This window comes from Pseudomonas canadensis (assembly GCF_030980095.1).
Classification (GTDB): Bacteria; Pseudomonadota; Gammaproteobacteria; order Pseudomonadales; family Pseudomonadaceae; genus Aquipseudomonas; species Aquipseudomonas canadensis.
Genome location: NZ_CP133298.1, coordinates 500087 through 519002 on the forward strand (window position 1 = coordinate 500087; position 18916 = coordinate 519002).

General features: G+C 61.0%; 15 protein-coding genes. 13 read left to right on the forward strand and 2 right to left on the reverse strand.

The features are described from left to right. Position 1 precedes the first annotated feature (1 nt). From waaC to RB216_RS02240, 6 genes are read left to right on the forward strand one after another with little or no spacing between them, the layout of a single operon-like run. Positions 2 to 1063, forward strand: a complete 1062-nt coding sequence (gene waaC / locus RB216_RS02215; RefSeq protein WP_028615469.1) for a lipopolysaccharide heptosyltransferase I — start codon at positions 2 to 4, stop codon at positions 1061 to 1063. After that, positions 1063 to 2187: a glycosyltransferase family 4 protein gene (locus RB216_RS02220; protein WP_308908271.1), complete on the forward strand. Its 1125-nt coding sequence runs from the start codon at positions 1063 to 1065 to the stop codon at positions 2185 to 2187. Before waaC ends, RB216_RS02220 begins: the two co-directional genes overlap by 1 nt. Beyond that, positions 2184 to 2990, forward strand: coding sequence for a lipopolysaccharide core heptose(I) kinase RfaP (gene rfaP / locus RB216_RS02225; RefSeq protein ID WP_068932718.1), 807 nt, complete (start codon positions 2184 to 2186; stop codon positions 2988 to 2990). The genes RB216_RS02220 and rfaP overlap by 4 nt, the downstream gene beginning before the upstream one ends. Then, positions 2990 to 3724: a lipopolysaccharide kinase InaA family protein gene (locus RB216_RS02230; protein WP_028615472.1), complete on the forward strand. Its 735-nt coding sequence runs from the start codon at positions 2990 to 2992 to the stop codon at positions 3722 to 3724. Before rfaP ends, RB216_RS02230 begins: the two co-directional genes overlap by 1 nt. Beyond that, complete coding sequence (locus RB216_RS02235) at positions 3721 to 4473, forward strand: lipopolysaccharide kinase InaA family protein (protein ID WP_308908272.1); 753 nt, start codon at positions 3721 to 3723, stop codon at positions 4471 to 4473. Before RB216_RS02230 ends, RB216_RS02235 begins: the two co-directional genes overlap by 4 nt. Then, positions 4473 to 5912 carry a lipopolysaccharide kinase InaA family protein gene (locus tag RB216_RS02240; protein ID WP_308908273.1) on the forward strand — a complete coding sequence of 480 codons (1440 nt, stop codon included), beginning with the start codon at positions 4473 to 4475 and terminating at the stop codon, positions 5910 to 5912. Before RB216_RS02235 ends, RB216_RS02240 begins: the two co-directional genes overlap by 1 nt. A gap of 118 nt (positions 5913 to 6030) precedes the next feature. On the opposite strand, the gene RB216_RS02245 is transcribed toward RB216_RS02240, so the two are convergent. Further along, a complete protein-coding gene (locus RB216_RS02245) occupies positions 6031 to 8115 on the reverse strand; it encodes a TonB-dependent receptor family protein (RefSeq protein ID WP_308908274.1) in 2085 nt (694 codons plus the stop codon). A 205-nt stretch (positions 8116 to 8320) separates the two neighbouring features. Between RB216_RS02245 and RB216_RS02250 the strand changes: the two genes are divergently transcribed. The 6 genes from RB216_RS02250 (at position 8321) to RB216_RS02275 (ending at position 14939) form a co-directional block, all read left to right on the forward strand. Further along, a complete protein-coding gene (locus RB216_RS02250; RefSeq protein WP_122730539.1) occupies positions 8321 to 8659 on the forward strand; it encodes a YceK/YidQ family lipoprotein in 339 nt (112 codons plus the stop codon). Between the two features lie 142 nt (positions 8660 to 8801). Beyond that, a complete protein-coding gene (locus RB216_RS02255) occupies positions 8802 to 10559 on the forward strand; it encodes a carbamoyltransferase family protein (protein ID WP_028615477.1) in 1758 nt (585 codons plus the stop codon). Further along, complete coding sequence (locus RB216_RS02260) at positions 10560 to 11456, forward strand: antimicrobial resistance protein Mig-14 (protein WP_028615478.1); 897 nt, start codon at positions 10560 to 10562, stop codon at positions 11454 to 11456. After that, a complete protein-coding gene (locus RB216_RS02265) occupies positions 11453 to 12853 on the forward strand; it encodes a PIG-L deacetylase family protein (RefSeq protein ID WP_236318022.1) in 1401 nt (466 codons plus the stop codon). Before RB216_RS02260 ends, RB216_RS02265 begins: the two co-directional genes overlap by 4 nt. A 59-nt stretch (positions 12854 to 12912) precedes the next feature. After that, on the forward strand, positions 12913 to 14061 hold the full coding sequence (locus tag RB216_RS02270) for a glycosyltransferase family 4 protein (RefSeq protein ID WP_308908275.1): 1149 nt from the start codon (positions 12913 to 12915) through the stop codon (positions 14059 to 14061). Next, on the forward strand, positions 14058 to 14939 hold the full coding sequence (locus tag RB216_RS02275; protein WP_028615481.1) for a glycosyltransferase: 882 nt from the start codon (positions 14058 to 14060) through the stop codon (positions 14937 to 14939). Before RB216_RS02270 ends, RB216_RS02275 begins: the two co-directional genes overlap by 4 nt. Before the next feature lie 54 nt (positions 14940 to 14993). Here the strand turns inward: RB216_RS02275 and RB216_RS02280 are convergent, their stop codons facing one another. After that, positions 14994 to 16850 (reverse strand): O-antigen ligase family protein, encoded by a 1857-nt coding sequence (locus RB216_RS02280; protein ID WP_308908276.1) that lies wholly within the window; start codon positions 16848 to 16850, stop codon positions 14994 to 14996. A 158-nt stretch (positions 16851 to 17008) separates the two neighbouring features. Between RB216_RS02280 and msbA the strand changes: the two genes are divergently transcribed. After that, positions 17009 to 18814: a lipid A export permease/ATP-binding protein MsbA gene (gene msbA / locus RB216_RS02285; RefSeq protein WP_028615483.1), complete on the forward strand. Its 1806-nt coding sequence runs from the start codon at positions 17009 to 17011 to the stop codon at positions 18812 to 18814. Positions 18815 to 18916 lie beyond the last annotated feature (102 nt).

Here is an 18916-nt window from a genome sequence, read left to right on the forward strand (position 1 = left end):
TTTGCGCGTACTGGTAATCAAGACCTCATCCCTGGGCGATGTGATTCATGCCTTGCCGGCCCTGACCGACGCGGCGCGGGCGATCCCCGGCATCCGATTCGACTGGGTGGTGGAAGAAGGCTTCGCCGAGATTCCCACCTGGCACCCGGCGGTCGACAAGGTGATCCCGGTGGCGATCCGCCGCTGGCGCAAGAACATCTGGCAGACCATCAAGAGTGGCGAATGGCGGCGCTTCAAGCAGCAAGTCCAGTCGACCAAATATGACCTGGTGATCGACGCCCAGGGACTGCTGAAAAGCGCCTGGCTGACCCGCTACGTGCGTGCGCCCATCGCGGGTTTCGACAAAAATTCCGCCCGTGAGCCGATAGCTGCACGTTTCTATTCCCGCCGCCTCGCCGTGGCGCGTGGGCAGCACGCGGTGGAGCGTTTGCGTCAGCTGTTCGCCGTGGCCCTCGGTTATGACTTGCCCAAGGGCTTGGGCGACTACGGCCTGAGCACTGAAAAGCTCCTGGGCTTGCCGCCGAAAAAGCCGTTTGTACTGCTGCTGCACGGCACCACCTGGGACACCAAGCACTGGCCCGAAGCCTACTGGCGCGAGCTGGCCGAGCGCATGGGGCGTCTGGGCGTGGATGTCAAATTGCCGTGGGGCAACGCTGCCGAAAAAGCCCGCGCCGAACGCCTGGCCCAAGGCCTGCAAAACGCCGAAGTGCTGCCCAAATTGAACCTGGCCGGTGTCGCCCGGGTACTGGCCGGCGCCCGTGCCTGTGTGGCGGTGGACACCGGTCTCGGTCACTTGGCCGCCGCGCTGGATGTGCCGACCATTTCCCTGTTCGGCCCGACCAACCCCGGTCTCACCGGCGCCTACGGCAAGGGCCAGATTCACCTGGCCAGCGACTTCCCTTGCGCGCCGTGCCTGCAAAAACACTGTACCTATCAACCGACGGCCGACGACCTGCGTCGGTTCGACCTCAAGCGCGAGTCGCCCCTGTGCTTCACGCGCCTGAACCCTGAGCGTGTGGCAAGCCGACTGAGCACGTTGTTATTGGCTGAGGAGCTGCACTGATGCAACTGGCTTTTGTTTTGTACAAATATTTCCCCTTCGGTGGCCTGCAGCGCGACTTCATGCGCATCGCCCTGGAGTGCCAGCAGCGCGGCCACCAGATTCGTGTCTACACGCTGATCTGGGAAGGCGATATCCCGCCCGGTTTCGAAGTGCTGGTGGCACCGGTCAAGGCGTTCTTCAACCATCGGCGCAATGAGAAACTCAGCGCCTGGATGGCCGCCGACCTGGCCAAGCGCCCGGTGGACCGTCTGATCGGCTTCAATAAAATGCCTGGCCTGGATGTGTATTACGCCGCCGACGGCTGCTTTGAAGACAAGGCACAAAACCTGCGCCACTCGCTGTACCGCTATTTTGGCCGCTACAAGCACTTTGCCGAGTACGAGCGCGCGGTGTTCGCCAAGAACGCCAAGACCGAGGTCTTGATGATCTCCGAAGTGCAGCAGCCGCTGTTTATCAAACACTACGACACGCCGCTGGAGCGCTTCCATCTGCTGCCGCCGGGGATTGCCCAGGACCGCCGCGCGCCGCCGAATGCCGCAGAAATTCGCGAGGGTTTCCGTAAGGAATTCAACCTGGGCGACGACGATTTACTGCTGGTTCAGATCGGCTCGGGATTCAAGACCAAGGGTGTCGACCGCAGCCTCAAGGCTCTGGCCGCGTTGCCGTCTGAGCTGAAAAAACGCACGCGCCTGTTTGTAATCGGGCAGGACGACCCCAAAGTATTCCAACTGCAAAGCGCTACGCTGGGGCTGGGGGACAACGTGCAGTTCCTCAAGGGCCGCAGTGATATCCCGCGCTTCCTGCTGGGCGCCGACCTGTTGATCCACCCGGCGTACAACGAAAACACCGGCACCGTATTGCTTGAAGCCCTGGTGGCCGGGCTGCCGGTGCTGGTCTCGGCCGTGTGTGGTTATGCCCACTACATTGGCGAAGCCGACAGCGGCCTGGTGCTGGATGAGCCGTTCGAACAAGCGCAGCTCAATCAATACCTGGCGAATATGCTCACTGACACTGCACGGCGCGCGGCCTGGAGCCGCAATGGTTTGGCCTTCGCTGAGACGGCCGACCTTTACAGCATGCCGCAGCACGCTGCGGATGTGATCCTGGCGGAGCCAAAACGATGAAGTTGATTCTTGCCGAACCGTTCCAGACGTTATGGGCCGGGCTTGATGCCTTTGCCGAAGTCGAAAAACTGCAAGGCGAAGTATTCCGTGAGCTGGCGGCGCGTCGCACCCTGCGTACCGTGGTGGATGGCCGTCCCTATTTCGTCAAGATCCACCGTGGTATCGGCTGGGGCGAGATCTTCAAGAACCTGATCACCGCCAAGCTGCCGGTGCTGGGCGCGGGCCTTGAGTGGGCGGCGATTCATCGCCTGCAAGCACTCGGCGTGCCGACCATGACCGGCGTGGCCTTTGGCGAGAAGGGCAGTAACCCGGCGGACCAGCACTCGTTCATCATCACCGAAGAGCTGGCGCCGACCCTCAGCCTGGAAGACGTGACCATCAACTGGGTGGCCGAGCCTCCGGCGCCTGCGTTGCGTCATGCGCTCACCCATGAACTGGCGCGCATGGTCGGCGACATGCACCGTGGTGGTGTGAACCACCGCGACTGCTACCTGTGCCATTTTCTGCTGGACACTGCCAAGCCCATCGATGCGAAGAACATCAAGCTGTCGGTGATCGACCTGCACCGCGCCCAATTGCGCGCGCACTTGCCGTTGCGCTGGCGCGACAAGGATCTCTCCGCGCTGTACTACTCGGCGCTGGAGATTGGCCTGACCCGTCGCGACAAACTGCGCTTCCTCAAGGGTTACTTCCGCCAGCCGCTGCGCCAGATTCTGGCCGAGCAATCGGCGTCGTTGAACCTGATGCAGCGCAAGGCCGACAAGCTCTACGCACGCAAGCAGCGCCTCGGGGATGCAATCTAATGGCGGGTTGGAACCTGGAGCCTGCTTACGCCAACCTGGCGGATGATTTTGGAAGCCTCGAAGCGGTATTCGCCCTGCAAGGCGAGCGGCTGACCCGTGACCCACTGTCGGAGGTGATCCGCGTGGAGCGCGGCGGGGTCAATTACTACGTCAAGCGCTACACCGGCGCCGGCAAGGGCCTGCGGCGTTACTTGGGCAAGCCGCGGGTCAAGTCCGAATGGCAGAACCTCAAGCGCTTCGCCAAGTGGGGCATTCCCACCGCCGATGTGGTGGCCTGGGGGCTGGAGCGCAAAGGCCTGGCCTACAACCGCGGGGCGATGATCACCCGCGAGCTGCCGAGGACCGAAGACCTCTCGGTGCTGGCCGAGCGCAACGATGCGCGCCTGAGCGACCCCAAGTGGGTCAATGCGGTGAGCCGCCAACTCGCCGAATACACGCGCACGATGCACGGCCATCGTTTTACCCATAATGATTTGAAGTGGCGCAACCTGCTGATCGATGACCAGGCCACCCTGTACCTGATCGATTGCCCCAATGGCGATTTCTGGCGTGGGTTTTGGCTCAAGTACCGCATCACCAAAGACTTGGCCTGCCTGGACAAGGTGGCCAAGTATCATCTGTCCGCCACCCAGCGCCTGCGCTTCTACATGCAGTACCGTCAGTGCCGGCACTTGAGTGCATCGGATAAAGAGCGGATTCGCCACGTGGTGAAGTTTTTCGAGGGACGCGAATGAGTGATTTCCTGGCGGCTGAAGACCGTGCGCTGTTGGAGCGGCACGGCCTGGCGACGTTCGACGCCTTGTGGGCCAAACAACTGGATGCGGTGGATGAACCCAATACCAGTCGCGGTGGCTGGAGCAGCGTGTTCCGCCTTGAACTCGACGGTCAGGGTTACTACCTCAAGCGCCAGAGTAATTACCTGACGCGCAGCTTGCACCGCCCTTTTGGCGAGCCGAGTTTTTCCCGCGAATTCCGCAATATCAGCCGTTATCGCAAGCTCGGTATTCCCGCCTTGCAAGCGGCGTTCTACGGCGAGCGTAAAGTTAACGGCGAACACCGTGCCATGTTGCTGACCCGCGCCCTGGACGGCTGGAATGACCTGGATTCGCTGCTGGAACAGTGGGCGCAACTGAGCGATGCGCAGCACTGCGCGATCCTGTTGGCCTGCGGTCAGCTTGCGCGTCAATTGCACAGTGTCGGCCAGGTGCATGGCTGTTTCTATCCCAAGCATATTTTCCTACAGGCCACCGGCGACGGTTATGCCGCGCAGTTGATCGACCTGGAGAAAACCCGCCCGCTGCTGTTCGGCTGGCGTGATCGGGTCAAGGACCTGGAGCCTCTGTTGCGTCGTGCGCCGCAGTGGTCGGACGAGCAGGTGCGTCAACTGCTGGCTGCCTACCTCGATCAGCCGGAGGACGGCGCGCTGGTCGCCACTTGGCTACAGAAATTGACCGTCCGCCGCAGCCACAAGGAAAACCGTTGATGCGTTTGTCCGAGCTGAAAACCGCCGGCCGTTCCCCGGACTTGCCCCTGACACTTGAGCTGGCCGATGCGGCGGGCCCAGGTCAGTTGCAACTGTTGAGCCTGTTGCGCGTGCTGCCGGGCGAACGCTATGTAGGCGCCGCCGTGTGGCGTGGCCGTCCGGTGTTGGCCAAGTTACTGGTGGGCAGCAAGGCGGCACGGCACTTTCAGCGAGAGCTCAGCGGCGTGCGCCTGCTGGCCGAGCAAGGTCTGACCACGCCGTTGCTGCTGGCCGATGGCTTGCAGGAAGGCGAGGGTGGTTGGCTGCTGTTCGAATTCATCGAGGGCGCCGAAAGCCTGGCCGATGCCTGGCAGGCCGTCGAAGGGTTGCCGCCGTTGGCTGATGAACAAACCGCGGTGCTGGCCGAAGCGCTGGGCGCAATTGCGCAGATGCACACTCGGGGGCTATGGCAGGAAGACCTGCACCTGGACAACCTGCTGCGCCAGGACGGCAAGCTGTACCTGATCGATGGCGCCGGGATCCGCGTCGAAGAGGCGGGCAAGCCGTTGTCGCGCAACCGCGTCCTGGAAAACCTCGGCGTGTTTTTCGCCCAGTTGCCAAAGAATCTCGAACCGTTCACCGAAGAACTGCTGGTGTACTACCTGCTGAGCAATGGCGAGCACGCCCTGCCGTTGGAAGCCCTGGAGAAGCAGGTGCGCAAGGTCAGCGCCTGGCGCCTCAAGGACTTTTTGAACAAAGTCGGGCGCGAGTGCACCTTGTTCAGCGTGGTGCGTGGCGCTTTTGCCTTGCGCGCCATTCGTCGCGAAGAAGAGGCGGCGATGCTGCCGGTGCTGGAGCAGGCCGATTCGCTGCTGGATAAGGGCCATCTGTATAAAACCGGTGGTGCTGCCAGCGTGGCCAAGGTCGAAGTGGCTGGGCGTCAGTTGGTGATCAAGCGCTACAACATCAAGGGTTTCGCCCATTGGCTCAAGCGCTTCTGGCGTCCGAGTCGCGCCTGGCATTCCTGGCGTGAAGGCAACCGCCTGGCGTTCCTCGGTATTGCCACGCCCAAGCCGCTGGCGGTACTGGAAAAACGCTTCTTCTGGTTGCGTAGCCGCGCGTACCTGATCACCGAATACCTGCCTGGTCCAGACATCATCGAACGCTTCGCGCCGTACGTTGAAAACGGCGATGCGCCGGAAAACGAGCTGCGGGCGCTGGATCACCTGTTCGCTGAACTGATCCGCGAGCGCATCAGCCATGGTGATTTCAAGGGGCACAACCTGTTTTGGGACACGGATCGCTGGTCGCTGATCGATCTTGATGCCATGTGCCAACACACCTCCGACGCCAGCTTTGCCTCAGCGTATGCCAAGGATCGTGCGCGGTTTATGCGTAACTGGCCATCGGAGAGTGCGTTGTACAAACTCATCGATCAGCGCTTGCCAGCTCAGGTCTGATCGCGGTCAAAATGTGGGAGCGGGCTTGCCCGCGAGTAGGGTGTGTCAGTTAGTACATTTGTTGCTGACCTAACGCATTCGCAGGCAAGCCAGCTCCCACATGAGCCTTGAGGTGGTTTTAGAATTGGTACTCGGCGCCAGCACCGGCGTACCACGAGCGGCCAGGAGCGGCTTCGTAGTAACGGTTGTTGCCATCGCCGACGATCACCGAGCCGACGTACTGGCGGTCGAGCAAGTTGTCCAGGCGCAGGGTCTGGTGGAAGGTCCAGTGTTCGACCTTCTGCTCAAAACGTGCGCGCCAGTTGAAGACGCTGTAGGCCGGCGCGGCACGCTGGCTGTTGGTGTCTTCGACATAGACCTTGCTGCGGTACAGGCCTTCGATGGCGGTGCTGACCCAGTCGCGGGGCTTCCAGTTGAGTTCGGCGAACAGCGTGGTTTGCGGCACGCCGGGCAGGTAGTTGCCCTTGTCGACGGCAGTGCTGCCGCCGCTGACGAAGTCGCTGTCGTAGGTGGCTTGCAGGCGGGTGTAGGCGAGGTTGGCGGTCCACTGTTCGCTGAGTTGGCTTTCGACGCCCAGTTCGAAGCCGCGGCGCAGGGTGCGACCGGCATTCTGGTAGCTGGTGCGACCGCCCAGGGATTGATAGACCACCAGTTCATCCTCGGTGGTTATCTGGAAGACCGCCGCGTTGATGCGTGTGTTGTTGAGCTGGGCCTTCAAGCCCACCTCGTACTGGGTGCTTTCGGAAGGCTTGAGACCGAAGTTGAAGCCCTCGATGCTGCCCGGTGCGTAGGCCAATTCCGCCTGGGTCGGTGTTTCGAAGCCTTTGCCGGCACTGACATAACCGTGCAGCTGCGGTGTGAACGCATACATCACGCTCATCGACGGCGTGTTTTTTTGATAGGTCTTGTTACCGCTGGAATCGCCGTTGCTGAGGAATTGGTCGTCGACGTCCAGCTCCATGGTGCTGTGGCGGACCCCGGCTTGCAGAGTCCAGCGGTCGAGGGCCCAGTTGGCCTGGATATAGGGGTCGAGGCTGCGGGCGGTGTCGATTTCATCACGGCGTAGTTGGCCTTTCACGCCGAGGGTGTTGCCACTGTAGTTCTGGTAACCGTGGCGACTGTCCTCGCTCTGGTCGAAGTCCAGGCCGGTGATGATCATCAGTTCGCCCGGTGCACTTTCGATGGGCTGCATCCAGCGCACGCTGCCGCCGTAGAACTTGCGGTCGAATTGCACCACGCCGCCGCCGCGTTCGTTGGCCGGGGTGCCTTTGGGAATCGACAAATACTGAATCACACTCCGCCGCCCCGTATACCCATTCACCTGCAACGTCGCATCACCGATATAGCGCTCGTAATTCATCCCCAATTGCTGGTGATCGATACTTTTTCGCGTGTTGTAGGTGAGTGCATTGGCACTCACCGAGCGCGGATCGGCCTTGTACGCCGCCCAGGTCTGCCCCAACGGATCCTGCGTGCCGTTTTGCTCCAGGCTGCTGTAGATCAGTGCCAGTTTGCTGTCGTCATCCGGCTGGAAGTTCAACTTGGCGAAGGTCTGGTCGCGGCGCGCGCTGCTGTGGTCGCGGTAGCCGTTGGTGTCCATGCGCGAGGCGTCGAGCACGAAGCCTGCGCCATTCGCTGCGCCCTCGGCGGTCAGGTGGTTCTTGTTCAATCCGTCGCTGCCCACCAGGGTTTCGGCGCCAATGCGCGGCGGGCCTTCGCCGTCGCGGGAGAACATCTGGATCACGCCGCCAGCATTGCTGCCATACAAGGTGGCTGCAGGGCCGCGCAGCACTTCGATGCGTTCAGCGGTGTCGAGGTTGAACGTGGCTGCCTGGCCCTGGCCATCCGGCGTGCTGGCGGGAATGCCGTCGGCGATCAGCTTGATGCCGCGCACACCGAAGGCGGAGCGGGCGCCGAAGCCGCGGGAAGAAATCTGTAGGTCTTGGGCGTAGTTCTGGCGGTTCTGCACCACCAGACCCGGCACGCGGGCCAGCGCCTCGGAGGCATTGATGCCCAATTGGCCGTCGCTGATCTGCTCACGGCTGATGCCGTCGACCGAGTAGGGCAGGTCGAAGGTCGGGCTGGCGCTGCGTGAGCCGGTGACCACGCTGGGGTCGAGGATCAACGGGGCATCATCGGCCAGCGCAGGAGTGTTCAGGCCCAGCAGTAATAGGGCAAGGCGAGTGGAGGCGATTGTGTTCATGGAGAGGCCGGATCAGTGGCGCGACGCGTGGTAAGGAGCGTAGGCGCAAAAAAAACGCGAGTTTAACGGCTGCCTCCCTCGTTTACCGAATTTCTGACACGTCAGGCATATGGGACGTTTCCTACGCAACGTTACGTTGTCGGGTGACTGTAAATAGCTGGGTGCGGTGGTAGGTTTTTGGTCCCTCTACAGATTGGAGAGATTTATGATGTCTAACGTTGCAGGGTTATTGGCATTGCTGGGTGTGTCTTTGATGGTGGCCGGTTGCGGCACCATGACCACGGTGCTGCGTGAAGACAGTGCTACAGTCCAGTCGCTCAAAGCGAAAAAAACCTATTGCCAGTCGGTTCCGCGCGTTTACAGCGGAGTGGCTTATGACTTGTGCGTGCTGCATGCGCCGCCGAACTCTGGAAGTTGGGTCTCCTTGAACGATGTTCCATGGCCTTTTCTCGATGTGCCCGTATCCGCTGTCCTGGATACATTTTTCTTGCCCTACACCATTTACCGCCAGAGTCAGGACGGCAGCATCGAGATCTTCCGCTGATCCCTCTTGACGCTTGCCGCTAACAGCTTCCCTTCGCTTTTAAGCTATAATCCCGCCCTTTAGCTGTTTCCTGCCCGGGCAGGAGGCACACTTTTTTCAGGCGCAACCCGCCTGCATGCAGACTAAAAGAGGCTAGACCCCTGTGGCATTGACGATTCTTGGCCTGTCCGGCGCCCTTAGCCATGATCCTTCCGCAGCCTTGTACATCGACGGCAAGCTGATCGCGGCCGCCGAAGAAGAGCGCTTCGTACGCGACAAACATGCAAAGAACCGCATGCCCTACGAATCGGCGAAGTTCTGCCTGGAACAGGCCGGCATCAAGCCTTCCGACGTTGACGTGGTGGCGATTCCGTTCGCCCCGATCAGTCTGTTCGGCGAGGCGCGCTGGCACTACGCCAAGCGTTACTGGTACGCCCCGGACCGCGCCCTTGACGCGATCCTGATGGGCAACCGTCGCTACAAGCGCTATCGCAACAAGATCGTCTGGTGCCTGGAGCAGCTGGGCTTCGATCCAAAGAAAATCAAGATCGAGCCGGTTGAACACCACCTGGCCCACGCCTCCAGCGCCTACCACTGCTCCGGCTTCCAGGAGAAAACCGCGATCCTCGGCATCGACGGTAAAGGTGAGTACGCCACCACGTTCTTCGGCTACGGCGAAAACGGCAAGATCCACAAGATCAAGGAATTCTTTGACCCGGACTCCCTCGGCGGCCTGTACGGCGCGATCACTGAGTTCCTCGGTTTCGAGATGCTCGACGGCGAGTTCAAGGTCATGGGCATGGCGCCGTACGGCGACGCCAGCAAATACGACTTCTCGCGCCTGGCCTCCTTTGAAAACGGCGAGTTGGTGATCAATACCGAATACGCCAACGTCATCGGCCTGCGTCGCTACAAAGAAAAAGGCAAGGGGTTCTACTTCTCGCCAAAACTGATCGAGTGGCTGGGTCCGAAGCGCGAAGGCGATATCGCCGACGAGCCGTACATCCACTACGCCGCCAGCATGCAAGCGCTGTTCGAGAAGCTGGCGTTGCAAATGATCGACCACTACCTGGGCGACATCCTGAAAGACACCGGCAAGCTGGCCTTTGCTGGCGGCTGCGCGTTGAACGTCAAGCTGAACCAGAAGATCATTGCCCGCGACGACGTGAAGGAGCTGTTCGTGCAACCAGCGTCCGGCGATGCCGGCACGGCTGTCGGTGCAGCGGCCTACGTGTCCCACGCCCGTGGTGTACCGGTCGAGAAGATGGAGCACGTCTACCTCGGCCCGTCCTACAGCAACGAAGAGGTGATTGCGGCGTGCGCCAAGCACGAAAGCAAGCCCGTGTGGCGCAAGATCGACAACATGCCGCAGCGCATCGCCAAGATCATGGTCGACGGCAACCCGGTGGCCTGGTTCCAAGGCCGCATGGAGTTTGGCCCGCGCGCCTTGGGCGGTCGTTCGATCATCGGTTGTCCGAGCGCCACCGGCGTGGCTGACCGCATCAACCACCAGATCAAGTTCCGCGAGCGCTGGAGGCCTTTCTGCCCGTCGATGCTCGACACTGTCGCCCCACAGATGATCAAGGTCGACCATCCGGCGCCGTTCATGACCTTCACCTTTGAAGTGGCGGAAGAGTGGAAGACCCGAGTGCCGGAAGTGGTCCATGAAGATGGCACCTCCCGCGCCCAGGTGCTCAAGCGCGAGTACAACCCGCGTTACTACGACATGATGAAAGAGCTGGAAGTGCTGACCGGCAACGGTGTGTCGCTGAACACCTCGCTCAACCGTCGTGGCGAAGCAATGATCTGCTCGCCGAAAGACGCGCTGGACATGTTCTTCGGCTCCGACCTGCAATACCTGATCATGGAAGACATCCTGGTCGTCAAAGACGGCGTGGACCCTTATGACGCCGTGGTCTAAATGCTGAACCGCTTCCAGGGTTGGCGTGAGCGTGGCTGGGCGCCAGTCGAGGCCGAGGTTTACGCCCAGGCCTGGCAGCGGTTTGGCGGCAGCGTGGCGACCCATCCGCAGATTGTCGAGCGGTTGGCGGGCCTGGCGCAGATTCCTGTGCGCTACCTGGGCTGGGAACAGGACGGCGAACTCAAGGGGGCGATTGCCACCTGGGGGCGCGACCTGGCCCTGTCCAAGGACGTGCTCAAACGCAGCGGCAAGAAAGGCCTGTTTGACCTGGGCAATGCCGAGATCATCCTGCCGATCGCGACCGATGCGCAGTTGCCGGTGCGCCATCGCGGGCGCTACCTCTCAGCGCTGAACGAGGGGCGTATCAGCACCCTCAAGCCCCAGGCCGAGCAATTGGCCATGGCGCGTACCCCCGAAGACTTGTCGAAGAAGTTTCGCTACAACCAGCGCCGCGAACTGCGTCTGCTGGAAGAGGCGGGCGGCGTGGTGCGGGCGGTGAGCGAGTTTTCGAGCACGGAACTGGCGGCGATCTATTGCGATCTGTTCCAGCGCCGCTGGGGCTTTGCGGCCACGGGCGCCGAGCGCCTGGCCGAGGTGCTGGCGCTGCTCAAGGAGTTCCTGATCGGCTCGGTGCTGTTTCTCAACGATGCGCCAATTGCTGTGCAACTGGTGTATCGCGTCGAGGCGCCCGAGTGGACCAGCATTGAGTACGTCAACGGCGGGGTCGACCCTGAAACCCGCGCGTTCAGCCCCGGTAGCGTGTTGAGCTTCCTCAACACGCAAAGCGCCTGGGAACAGGCGCGTGCCGTGGAAAAACCGCTGCGCTTTTCCTTCGGGCGTGCCGACCGTGAGTACAAGGAGCGCTGGTGCAACCCGGTGCCGGTGTTCAGCGTATGAGTCGCAAACAGCAACTGCTCAAGCGCCACCGGCGCAATAAACGCATTGCGCTGCTGATCGGGCTGCTGCTGTTGATCGCGGCCGGTGTGCTGGTGGCCTGGTGGCTACCGCTGATCCTGGCGGTCGTGTTGTGGGTGGCCCACGAAGCCTGGTTTGCTGACCACCTGTTTTATTCGCCCAAGGATGACTACCAGTACCGTTTTGCGCCGAGTGGCCAACAGGTCGGGTTGCGTCTGGAAGGCAGCAGGTTGCTGGCCGATAGGCCGCTTGAGCTGGCTGGCGATGAAACGTTGATCGTCGAAGTACAGCTCAAGAGCAACCTGTGGGGGCGTTTATTTGATCCTGCGGTTGAGTTTCTGGACGATCGCCAGGCATTCGAGCGCGGCGTGGCCGGCAAGCGTTACCTGAACCTCACTGGCTCGGCGGCGGCATTGGCCGGCGGTGAACTGCGCCTGCGCGGTCGTTTTTGCCGCGTGATCGGCCAGCCTGTCTTGTGGGTATTTCGCCAGCCCGACGCTGCCCGACAGCGCGTGATGGTGATCGCGCCCCATGCCGACGATGCCGAGTTAGCTGCCTTCGGCCTGTACGGTCAGGCGGATGAAAGCTGGATCGTGACCCTGACCGCGGGTGAAATCGAGGCCGAGCACTATCAACAGATGGGCATGGCCAAGGCTGAAGCGGCGCGGATCAAAGGGCGCCTGCGCGCCTGGGACAGCATCGCCGTACCGCGTTGGGCCGGTGTGCCCGAGGCGCACTGCGTGCAACTGGGGTACTTCTGTCTGCAACTGCCGGCCATGCGTGACGCCCCCGATCAGCCCCAGGCATCGCGCGAAGCGCAGTTGGACGATACGCGGCTGTTCCGTCAGTTCAATGCCTTGGCGTTGCCGGGCGATGTAGACGGTGCGCCGACCTGGAATAACCTGATTGCCGACCTGCGCGCGGTGCTGCTCAAGGCGCGCCCCGAGGTGATTGTGTTGCCGACACCGGTGCTCGACCCGCACCCGGACCATATCTGCGCGCACACCGCCGTAGTGCAAGCCTTGCAGGGCCTTGAGTGGCAACCGACCACATTGCTTGGCTACGCCAATCATCTGCATGATAACGACCGTTGGCCCATGGGTGATTCAGGCGCCGGCATTGCTTTGCCGCCGCAGTTCGATGCCGCTCAGGTACTTGAGCCCTATTGCCGCGTGCTGAGCCTGAGCCAGCAGCAGGACAAGGCCATGGCGCTGGGCATGATGCATGACCTGCAGCCCCGGGCACCGTTCAAGCGTCGGGTGCGTCGCTTGTTGCAGCAATGGCTTGCGCGTCGTGGTCCATCGCCTTACGGCGAGAATGAATTTTTTCGCAAGGCCGTGCGCCGTCACGAGCTGCTTTGGGTGCTGAAGCAGGACTGAAATTGAATTTTTTCGTCGGGCTGCCCGCGTGTAGCCGCCCGATTGCCTCATGGAGTGATATGAAGCCTCGTTTCAAGGTTTTGCAATTGCAGCCTGACTACAACGTCAAACTCAATGATTTCGCCGATCTTGGCGAGCAGATCGTCAAGGCGTTGCCGACCGAGCGGTTTGAGGTGACGTCGGCCTTCCTCAGTGGGCGACCGCAGCCGGGACAGCCGTTGAGCGTGGCGGATCACTCCAAATATTTCGAGTTTCCCGAAAAAGCGCTCAAGGGCATTCGCCTGGGCGCCATGTGGGAGATCTACAAGTACTGCCGCGAGCAGAAGTTCGACGTGGTCATCTGTAATCGCTTCAAGTCGGTGAACATGATGCTGTCGCTCAACCGCTGGTTGAAGATTCCATTGTGCATTGGTATCTCCCACGGTTTCGGCGAGTACGAGCGTGCCTATCGCCGGCGCCAGACGCGTCGTTTGGTCAGCCCGGCCTGGCGTTTTGTCGGGGTGTCGGCGGCGGTCAGGGATTACCTGGTCGGCCTCAACTGCGGCTTTACCCACGAGAACACCACCTTCGTCACCAACGCCATCGATATTCCGCAGGCCGAAGCTTTGCAGTTGCCACGCGATCAGGCGCGCCAGGCGCTCGGCCTGCCGCTCGACGCGCGGATCATCGGCGCATTGGGACGCCTGGTGCCGATCAAGGGCCATACGCATCTGTTGCAGGCGTTCGCGCGCCTCAAGGACAAATACCCCAACGCCCAGGTCGGCATCATCGGTTCCGGCCGTGCCGAGGCGGATTTGCGTGGGGATATAGAGCGCCTGGGGCTCACCGGCCGTGCCCATCTGCTGGGCTTTCGCGAGGATGGCCTCAAGTATGTGCGTGCCTTCGATATCTGGACCATGCCTTCCCTGCTTGAAGGGCTGGGCCTGGCGCTACTGGAAGGCATGAGCGGACGCTTGCCGGTGATTGCCTCCAACGGCCCGGCCATGCTGCCGCTGGTTGAAGGGGCGGGCGGCTTGTCCCACGAGCCTGGCAATGTCGAGCAACTGACTGCTGCCCTGGACACTTACCTGGCCATGAGCGATGAGCAATTGCGCGCCAAGGGTGAACAGGTGTTCCGTTACCTGGAAGAAAACCACGCACTGGCTGAATTCCAGCAGAAGTACCTGAACCTCATCGAAACCGGTTTGAAAGAAGTAGGTAGAGCATGACCGCGCAACAACCCCTGGTCTCGGTGATTATCGCGTCCTATAACCACGGCCGGTATATCGAAGAGAGCATCCTCAGCGTGCTCGGCCAGACGTACCCGAATATCGAACTGCTGGTGGTGGATGACGGCTCCAAGGATGACAGCGTCGAGCGCATCCAACGCCTGCAGGCCGAGCACGGCTTTGATTTCCAGGTGCAGCAGAACCAGGGGCTGACCGCCACGCTCAACGGTGCCATCGCCCGCGCCAAGGGCAGCCTGATCGCTCCGTTCGGCTCGGATGACATCATGCTGCCGGACCGTATCGCCATCCAGGTGGCGTATATGGCAGACAAACCAAAGGTGGGCATGTGCGCCGGCAATATTGAGCTGATCGACGGTGATGGCAACCTGCACCCGGAGAAAAAACAGCGCCGCGACGTACCGTTTCGCAGTCTCGACTTCGACGATATGTTCATGGATCGCAAGCCTTTCCCGCCAGCACCAACCATGCTGATCCGCCGCGAAGTGCTGGAGGAGGTCGGCGGCTTCGACCCGCTGATTCCCCTGGAAGACCTGCTGATCCAGCTGAAGATCACTGCTGCCGGCTACACGATCGATGCCCTGGGCGTGGTAATGGCGCAGTATCGGCAGCACGCAAGCAACACCTACAAGAACCACCGCTACATGATCCAGAATATTCTCAAGACGTATGCCCAGTTCAGCGAACACCCGGCTTATGACGCGGTGCGCTACAACTTCCTGAACTCGATGTTCCTCAAGACAGCCGACCGTGACCGGCCATTGGCGCGGGAAATCCTCAAGCAGATCCCGCTGAAGTTCTGGGGGCGCAAGACCTTGCGTGGCTTGGTGCGGTTGTATCTGGCGCCTCTGAGGAAGTGAGGCGGTAGGTGAAATGAAAAAGGCGACTATCAGCAGTGATAGTCGCCTTTTTTATCAGGCGGCGGTGCTGGCCAACGCCAGTACGTGCTCGCGGATTTTCGCTGTGGCGCCTGGGCTGGCGACCGACGCATAACCTTTGGCCAACTGTTCGAAGTGAGTTTCGAACAGCCAGGCGCGGTCCTGCGGATAGCGCTGCATATGGCGAAGGTTGCGCTGGCGCAACGCGTTGCGCAGCGGTGACGGGTAGATGCGCAGGTCGGCGATATCGATCAGGCCGAACTCACCGTCTTCCATCAACAGCACGTTGCCCAAGTGCAGCGAGCGGAAGTACACGCCGCGCTCATGCAACTGGGCCATGAACTGGCCAAAGCGTTCGATCAGCGATTCACGCAGGCTGTTGTCCAGGCTTTGCAGGGCCTGGCGCAGGGTCAGGCCGGGCAGTGGCGTGTAGCTGACGGCACTGCTGGCGTCGCGCAGTCGATAGACACCGAGAATCTGCGGCGTGGGGATACCCAGGGAGCGCAATTGCTCGGCGTTGCTGGCAAACCGTTCGGAGTAAGGGTTGAAGCTGCCTGAGGTATACCACCGGCGCGGGCGGAACACTTTGAGGAAACGACCGTCGGCCAGGCGCAGGACCTTCGGGCCCAGGCCGTCGGCTTCGATCACGTGGGCATCGGCGCACAGTCGCTCGAAGTCTTCAGGCTGCAGGTTTTGCACCGGTATGCTCAGCAGGCTGCGGCGGCGCTGGGCGATGCTCAGGCCGGTGATGATGGCCAGTGGGATCCACAGCAGGAACCAGTGCTCCTTGGGCCGTGACAGAATGCCACCGCCTTCGGTCAAGCCGGCGCCGATGCCATAGGCAAGCAGCGACGAGGCCAGGATAAACAGGGGTTGTGCCCGTTCCTTGAGGCCTTTGTACAGGCCCCAGCCGAGCATGAAGATCCATGGGATAAAACCGATGATCCCGACGTAATACAGCACGCCCAGGGCAAAACTGTGCGGCTCGCGCAGCTCGTTGCCGTCGGCCAGGGTCAGGTACAGTTCGGAGTCATAGCTGTGGCCTATCCATGGATGTTCAGCAATGCGCTGCAGGGACATGCCCCACAATTCGAAGCGGAACGAGCTGCCGCGACTGGTGATCACCTCGGGGTAGAGCAGCAGAAGCCCTGCGGCGCCTAGGATCATGCCTGCGATCAGCCAGGCTGAGCGGCGGTTGCGGCTGACGAAGGTCATCCACAGGATGGTCAGTGTCAGGGCTACCAGCGGAGTGCGCGAGCCTGTGGCCAGAACCGCAGCGAGCATGACGGCCAGGGCCGGGGCGCTGAACCACAGGACTTTCAGGCGCTGGGTGGTCATGCAGACATAGAGCCAGTAGACGCTGAAGAAACCGAATAGATGAGAACTCAGCAGCGGGTTGTCGAGGGCGCCACGTCCACCGATCATGCGCATGCCCGGTTCGAAGCCTTTGACGAACGCCACCAGGTTGCACAGGCTCACCACCAGTGCAATTACAGCTGCACTGAAGAAGATCGGCTTGAACAGTTCGTTGCGGTAGTGCAGCAGCAGCCCGCAGCCGCCAAACAGCATGAAGGTATTGAGCGGGCGCTTGAACAGGTCGGTGTCGGCGGTGGGCTCGGGGCTCCACAGCAGGCTGGTCATGGCCCAGGCGGAGAAGACCAGGAATGCGAGTGCCAGGGGCTCGCGCAGTAATGCTTTCAGCTCCCGGGGGCGCATGCACAACATGAACAGGGTCGGTACGCTGAACAGGATGTAGACGATTCGATGCAGCACGTTGCGGTTGGATACGAAGAACAGCGAACTCAGCAATAACAACAAGCCAATGGGCAAAATCCACAGGACCAGGAAGTCGAAAACGCGATTTGAGCCATAGATCAGGCGCTTGGAGTGCATACAGTAAAGCCATTCCATTTTGAGAAAGCCAACCATCTTAAAGTAGTGGCTATGTAATGTCGCTGGTCGGGTCCGACCAGGCTGTGGGTCATGCAGGGTGCAAGTACAACAGAGAAGCTGTGCTAAAGTCAGCCTCCTTTTTCAAAACGCCGCGTGATATGACCGACTCCAGTCCGAGCGCAAGCCCTTCGAGCTTGAAAATATACTTCCGCCTGCTCAGTTACGTTAAGCCCTACGCCGGCTTGTTCGCGCTGAGCATCGTCGGATTTCTGATTTTCGCGTCGACCCAGCCAATGCTGGGGTACATCCTCAAGTACTTCGTCGACGGCCTTTCCAATCCTGAAGCCGTGCTGTTCCCCAGCGTGCCATTCCTGCGGGACCTGCAATTGCTGCAGGCCGTGCCGCTGCTGATCATCCTGATTGCCGCCTGGCAGGGCCTCGGTTCGTTCCTTGGCAACTACCTGCTGGCCAAGGTTTCCCTGGGCCTGGTGCACGACCTGCGGGTGCAGTTGTTCAACAACCTGCTGACACTGCCAAACCGCTACTTCGACAACCACAACTCCGGGCACCTGATTTCCCGTATCACCTTTAACGTGACCATGGTCACGGGCGCGGCCACTGACGCTATTAAAGTGGTGATTCGCGAAGGCATGACGGTGATCTTCCTGTTCGCCTCGCTGCTGTACATGAACTGGCGCCTGACGCTGGTGATGATCGCCATCCTGCCGTTGATTGCAGTGATGGTGAGCACGGCAAGCAAGAAATTTCGCAAGCAGAGCAAGAAGATCCAGGTGGCCATGGGCGACGTGACCCACGTCGCGTCGGAGACCATCCAGGGCTATCGCGTGGTGCGCAGCTTTGGTGGCGAAGTCTACGAGGAAAAACGTTTCCTCAAGGCCAGCCAGAGCAACACCGACAAGCAACTGCGCATGACCCGTACCGGGGCGATCTATACGCCGGCGCTGCAACTGGTGATCTACACCGCGATGGCGGTGCTGATGTTCCTGGTCCTTTATCTTCGCGGTGATGCTTCGGCGGGTGACATGGTGGCCTATATCACCTTGGCCGGCCTGTTGCCCAAGCCGATTCGCCAGCTTTCGGAAGTCAGCTCGACGATTCAGAAGGGCGTGGCAGGCGCCGAAAGCATTTTTGAACAGCTGGACGAAGAGGTCGAAGTTGACCGCGGCACGATCGAGCGTGAAAAAGTCAGCGGTCGTCTTGACGTACGCAACCTCAATTTCACCTACCCAGGCACCGAACGCCATGTGCTCAAGGACATCAGCTTTACCGCCGAGCCTGGGCAGATGATCGCTCTGGTAGGGCGTTCGGGCAGTGGCAAATCGACCCTGGCCAGCCTGATCCCGCGTTTCTATCATCATGAAAGCGGCGAGATCCTGCTGGACGGCGTCGAGATCGAAAATTACAAGCTGCTCAACCTGCGCAAGCACATCGCCCAGGTGACCCAGCACGTGACGCTGTTCAGCGACACCGTGACCAACAACATCGCCTACGGCGACCTGGCGGGTGCACCTCGGGCGGACGTTGAAGCCGCCGCGGCGGATGCCAATGCCAAGGACTTCATCGACCAGTTGCCCAAGGGCTTCGACACCCAGGTCGGCGAAAACGGCGTGTTGCTGTCCGGCGGCCAACGCCAGCGCCTGGCGATTGCCCGTGCCCTGCTCAAGAACGCGCCGTTGCTGATTCTCGACGAGGCCACCTCGGCCCTCGACACCGAGTCCGAGCGCCACATTCAGGCGGCGCTGGACAAGGTCATGCAAGGTCGCACCACGCTGGTGATCGCGCACCGTTTGTCCACCATCGAGAAAGCTGACCTGATCCTAGTGATGGATGACGGTCGGATTGTCGAGCGTGGCACTCACGGCGAACTGTTGGCCCAGAACGGCTACTACGCCCGCCTGCATGCCATGGGGCTGGATGCGCCTGTTTCCGCCGACATCACCTGAGCCTCCCTTGTAGGAGCCGGCTTGCCGGCGATGAGCGCTTAAAGTCCATCGCTGACTTGAGGCCGCCATCGCCGGCAAGCCGGCTCCTACATTGCAAATCCC

What these genes read in the sequence shown, in the direction of transcription:
- msbA (WP_028615483.1), top strand. Translation starts at nt 17,009, where the DNA reads ATGACCGACTCCAGTCCGAGCGCAAGCCCTTCGAGCTTGAAAATATAC.
- RB216_RS02235 (WP_308908272.1), top strand. Translation starts at nt 3,721, where the DNA reads ATGAGTGATTTCCTGGCGGCTGAAGACCGTGCGCTGTTGGAGCGGCAC.
- RB216_RS02270 (WP_308908275.1), top strand. Translation starts at nt 12,913, where the DNA reads ATGAAGCCTCGTTTCAAGGTTTTGCAATTGCAGCCTGACTACAACGTC.
- RB216_RS02265 (WP_236318022.1), top strand. Translation starts at nt 11,453, where the DNA reads ATGAGTCGCAAACAGCAACTGCTCAAGCGCCACCGGCGCAATAAACGC.
- RB216_RS02260 (WP_028615478.1), top strand. Translation starts at nt 10,560, where the DNA reads ATGCTGAACCGCTTCCAGGGTTGGCGTGAGCGTGGCTGGGCGCCAGTC.
- RB216_RS02220 (WP_308908271.1), top strand. Translation starts at nt 1,063, where the DNA reads ATGCAACTGGCTTTTGTTTTGTACAAATATTTCCCCTTCGGTGGCCTG.
- RB216_RS02240 (WP_308908273.1), top strand. Translation starts at nt 4,473, where the DNA reads ATGCGTTTGTCCGAGCTGAAAACCGCCGGCCGTTCCCCGGACTTGCCC.
- rfaP (WP_068932718.1), top strand. Translation starts at nt 2,184, where the DNA reads ATGAAGTTGATTCTTGCCGAACCGTTCCAGACGTTATGGGCCGGGCTT.
- RB216_RS02230 (WP_028615472.1), top strand. Translation starts at nt 2,990, where the DNA reads ATGGCGGGTTGGAACCTGGAGCCTGCTTACGCCAACCTGGCGGATGAT.
- RB216_RS02275 (WP_028615481.1), top strand. Translation starts at nt 14,058, where the DNA reads ATGACCGCGCAACAACCCCTGGTCTCGGTGATTATCGCGTCCTATAAC.
- RB216_RS02250 (WP_122730539.1), top strand. Translation starts at nt 8,321, where the DNA reads ATGATGTCTAACGTTGCAGGGTTATTGGCATTGCTGGGTGTGTCTTTG.
- RB216_RS02245 (WP_308908274.1), bottom strand. Translation starts at nt 8,115, where the DNA reads ATGAACACAATCGCCTCCACTCGCCTTGCCCTATTACTGCTGGGCCTG.
- RB216_RS02280 (WP_308908276.1), bottom strand. Translation starts at nt 16,850, where the DNA reads ATGCACTCCAAGCGCCTGATCTATGGCTCAAATCGCGTTTTCGACTTC.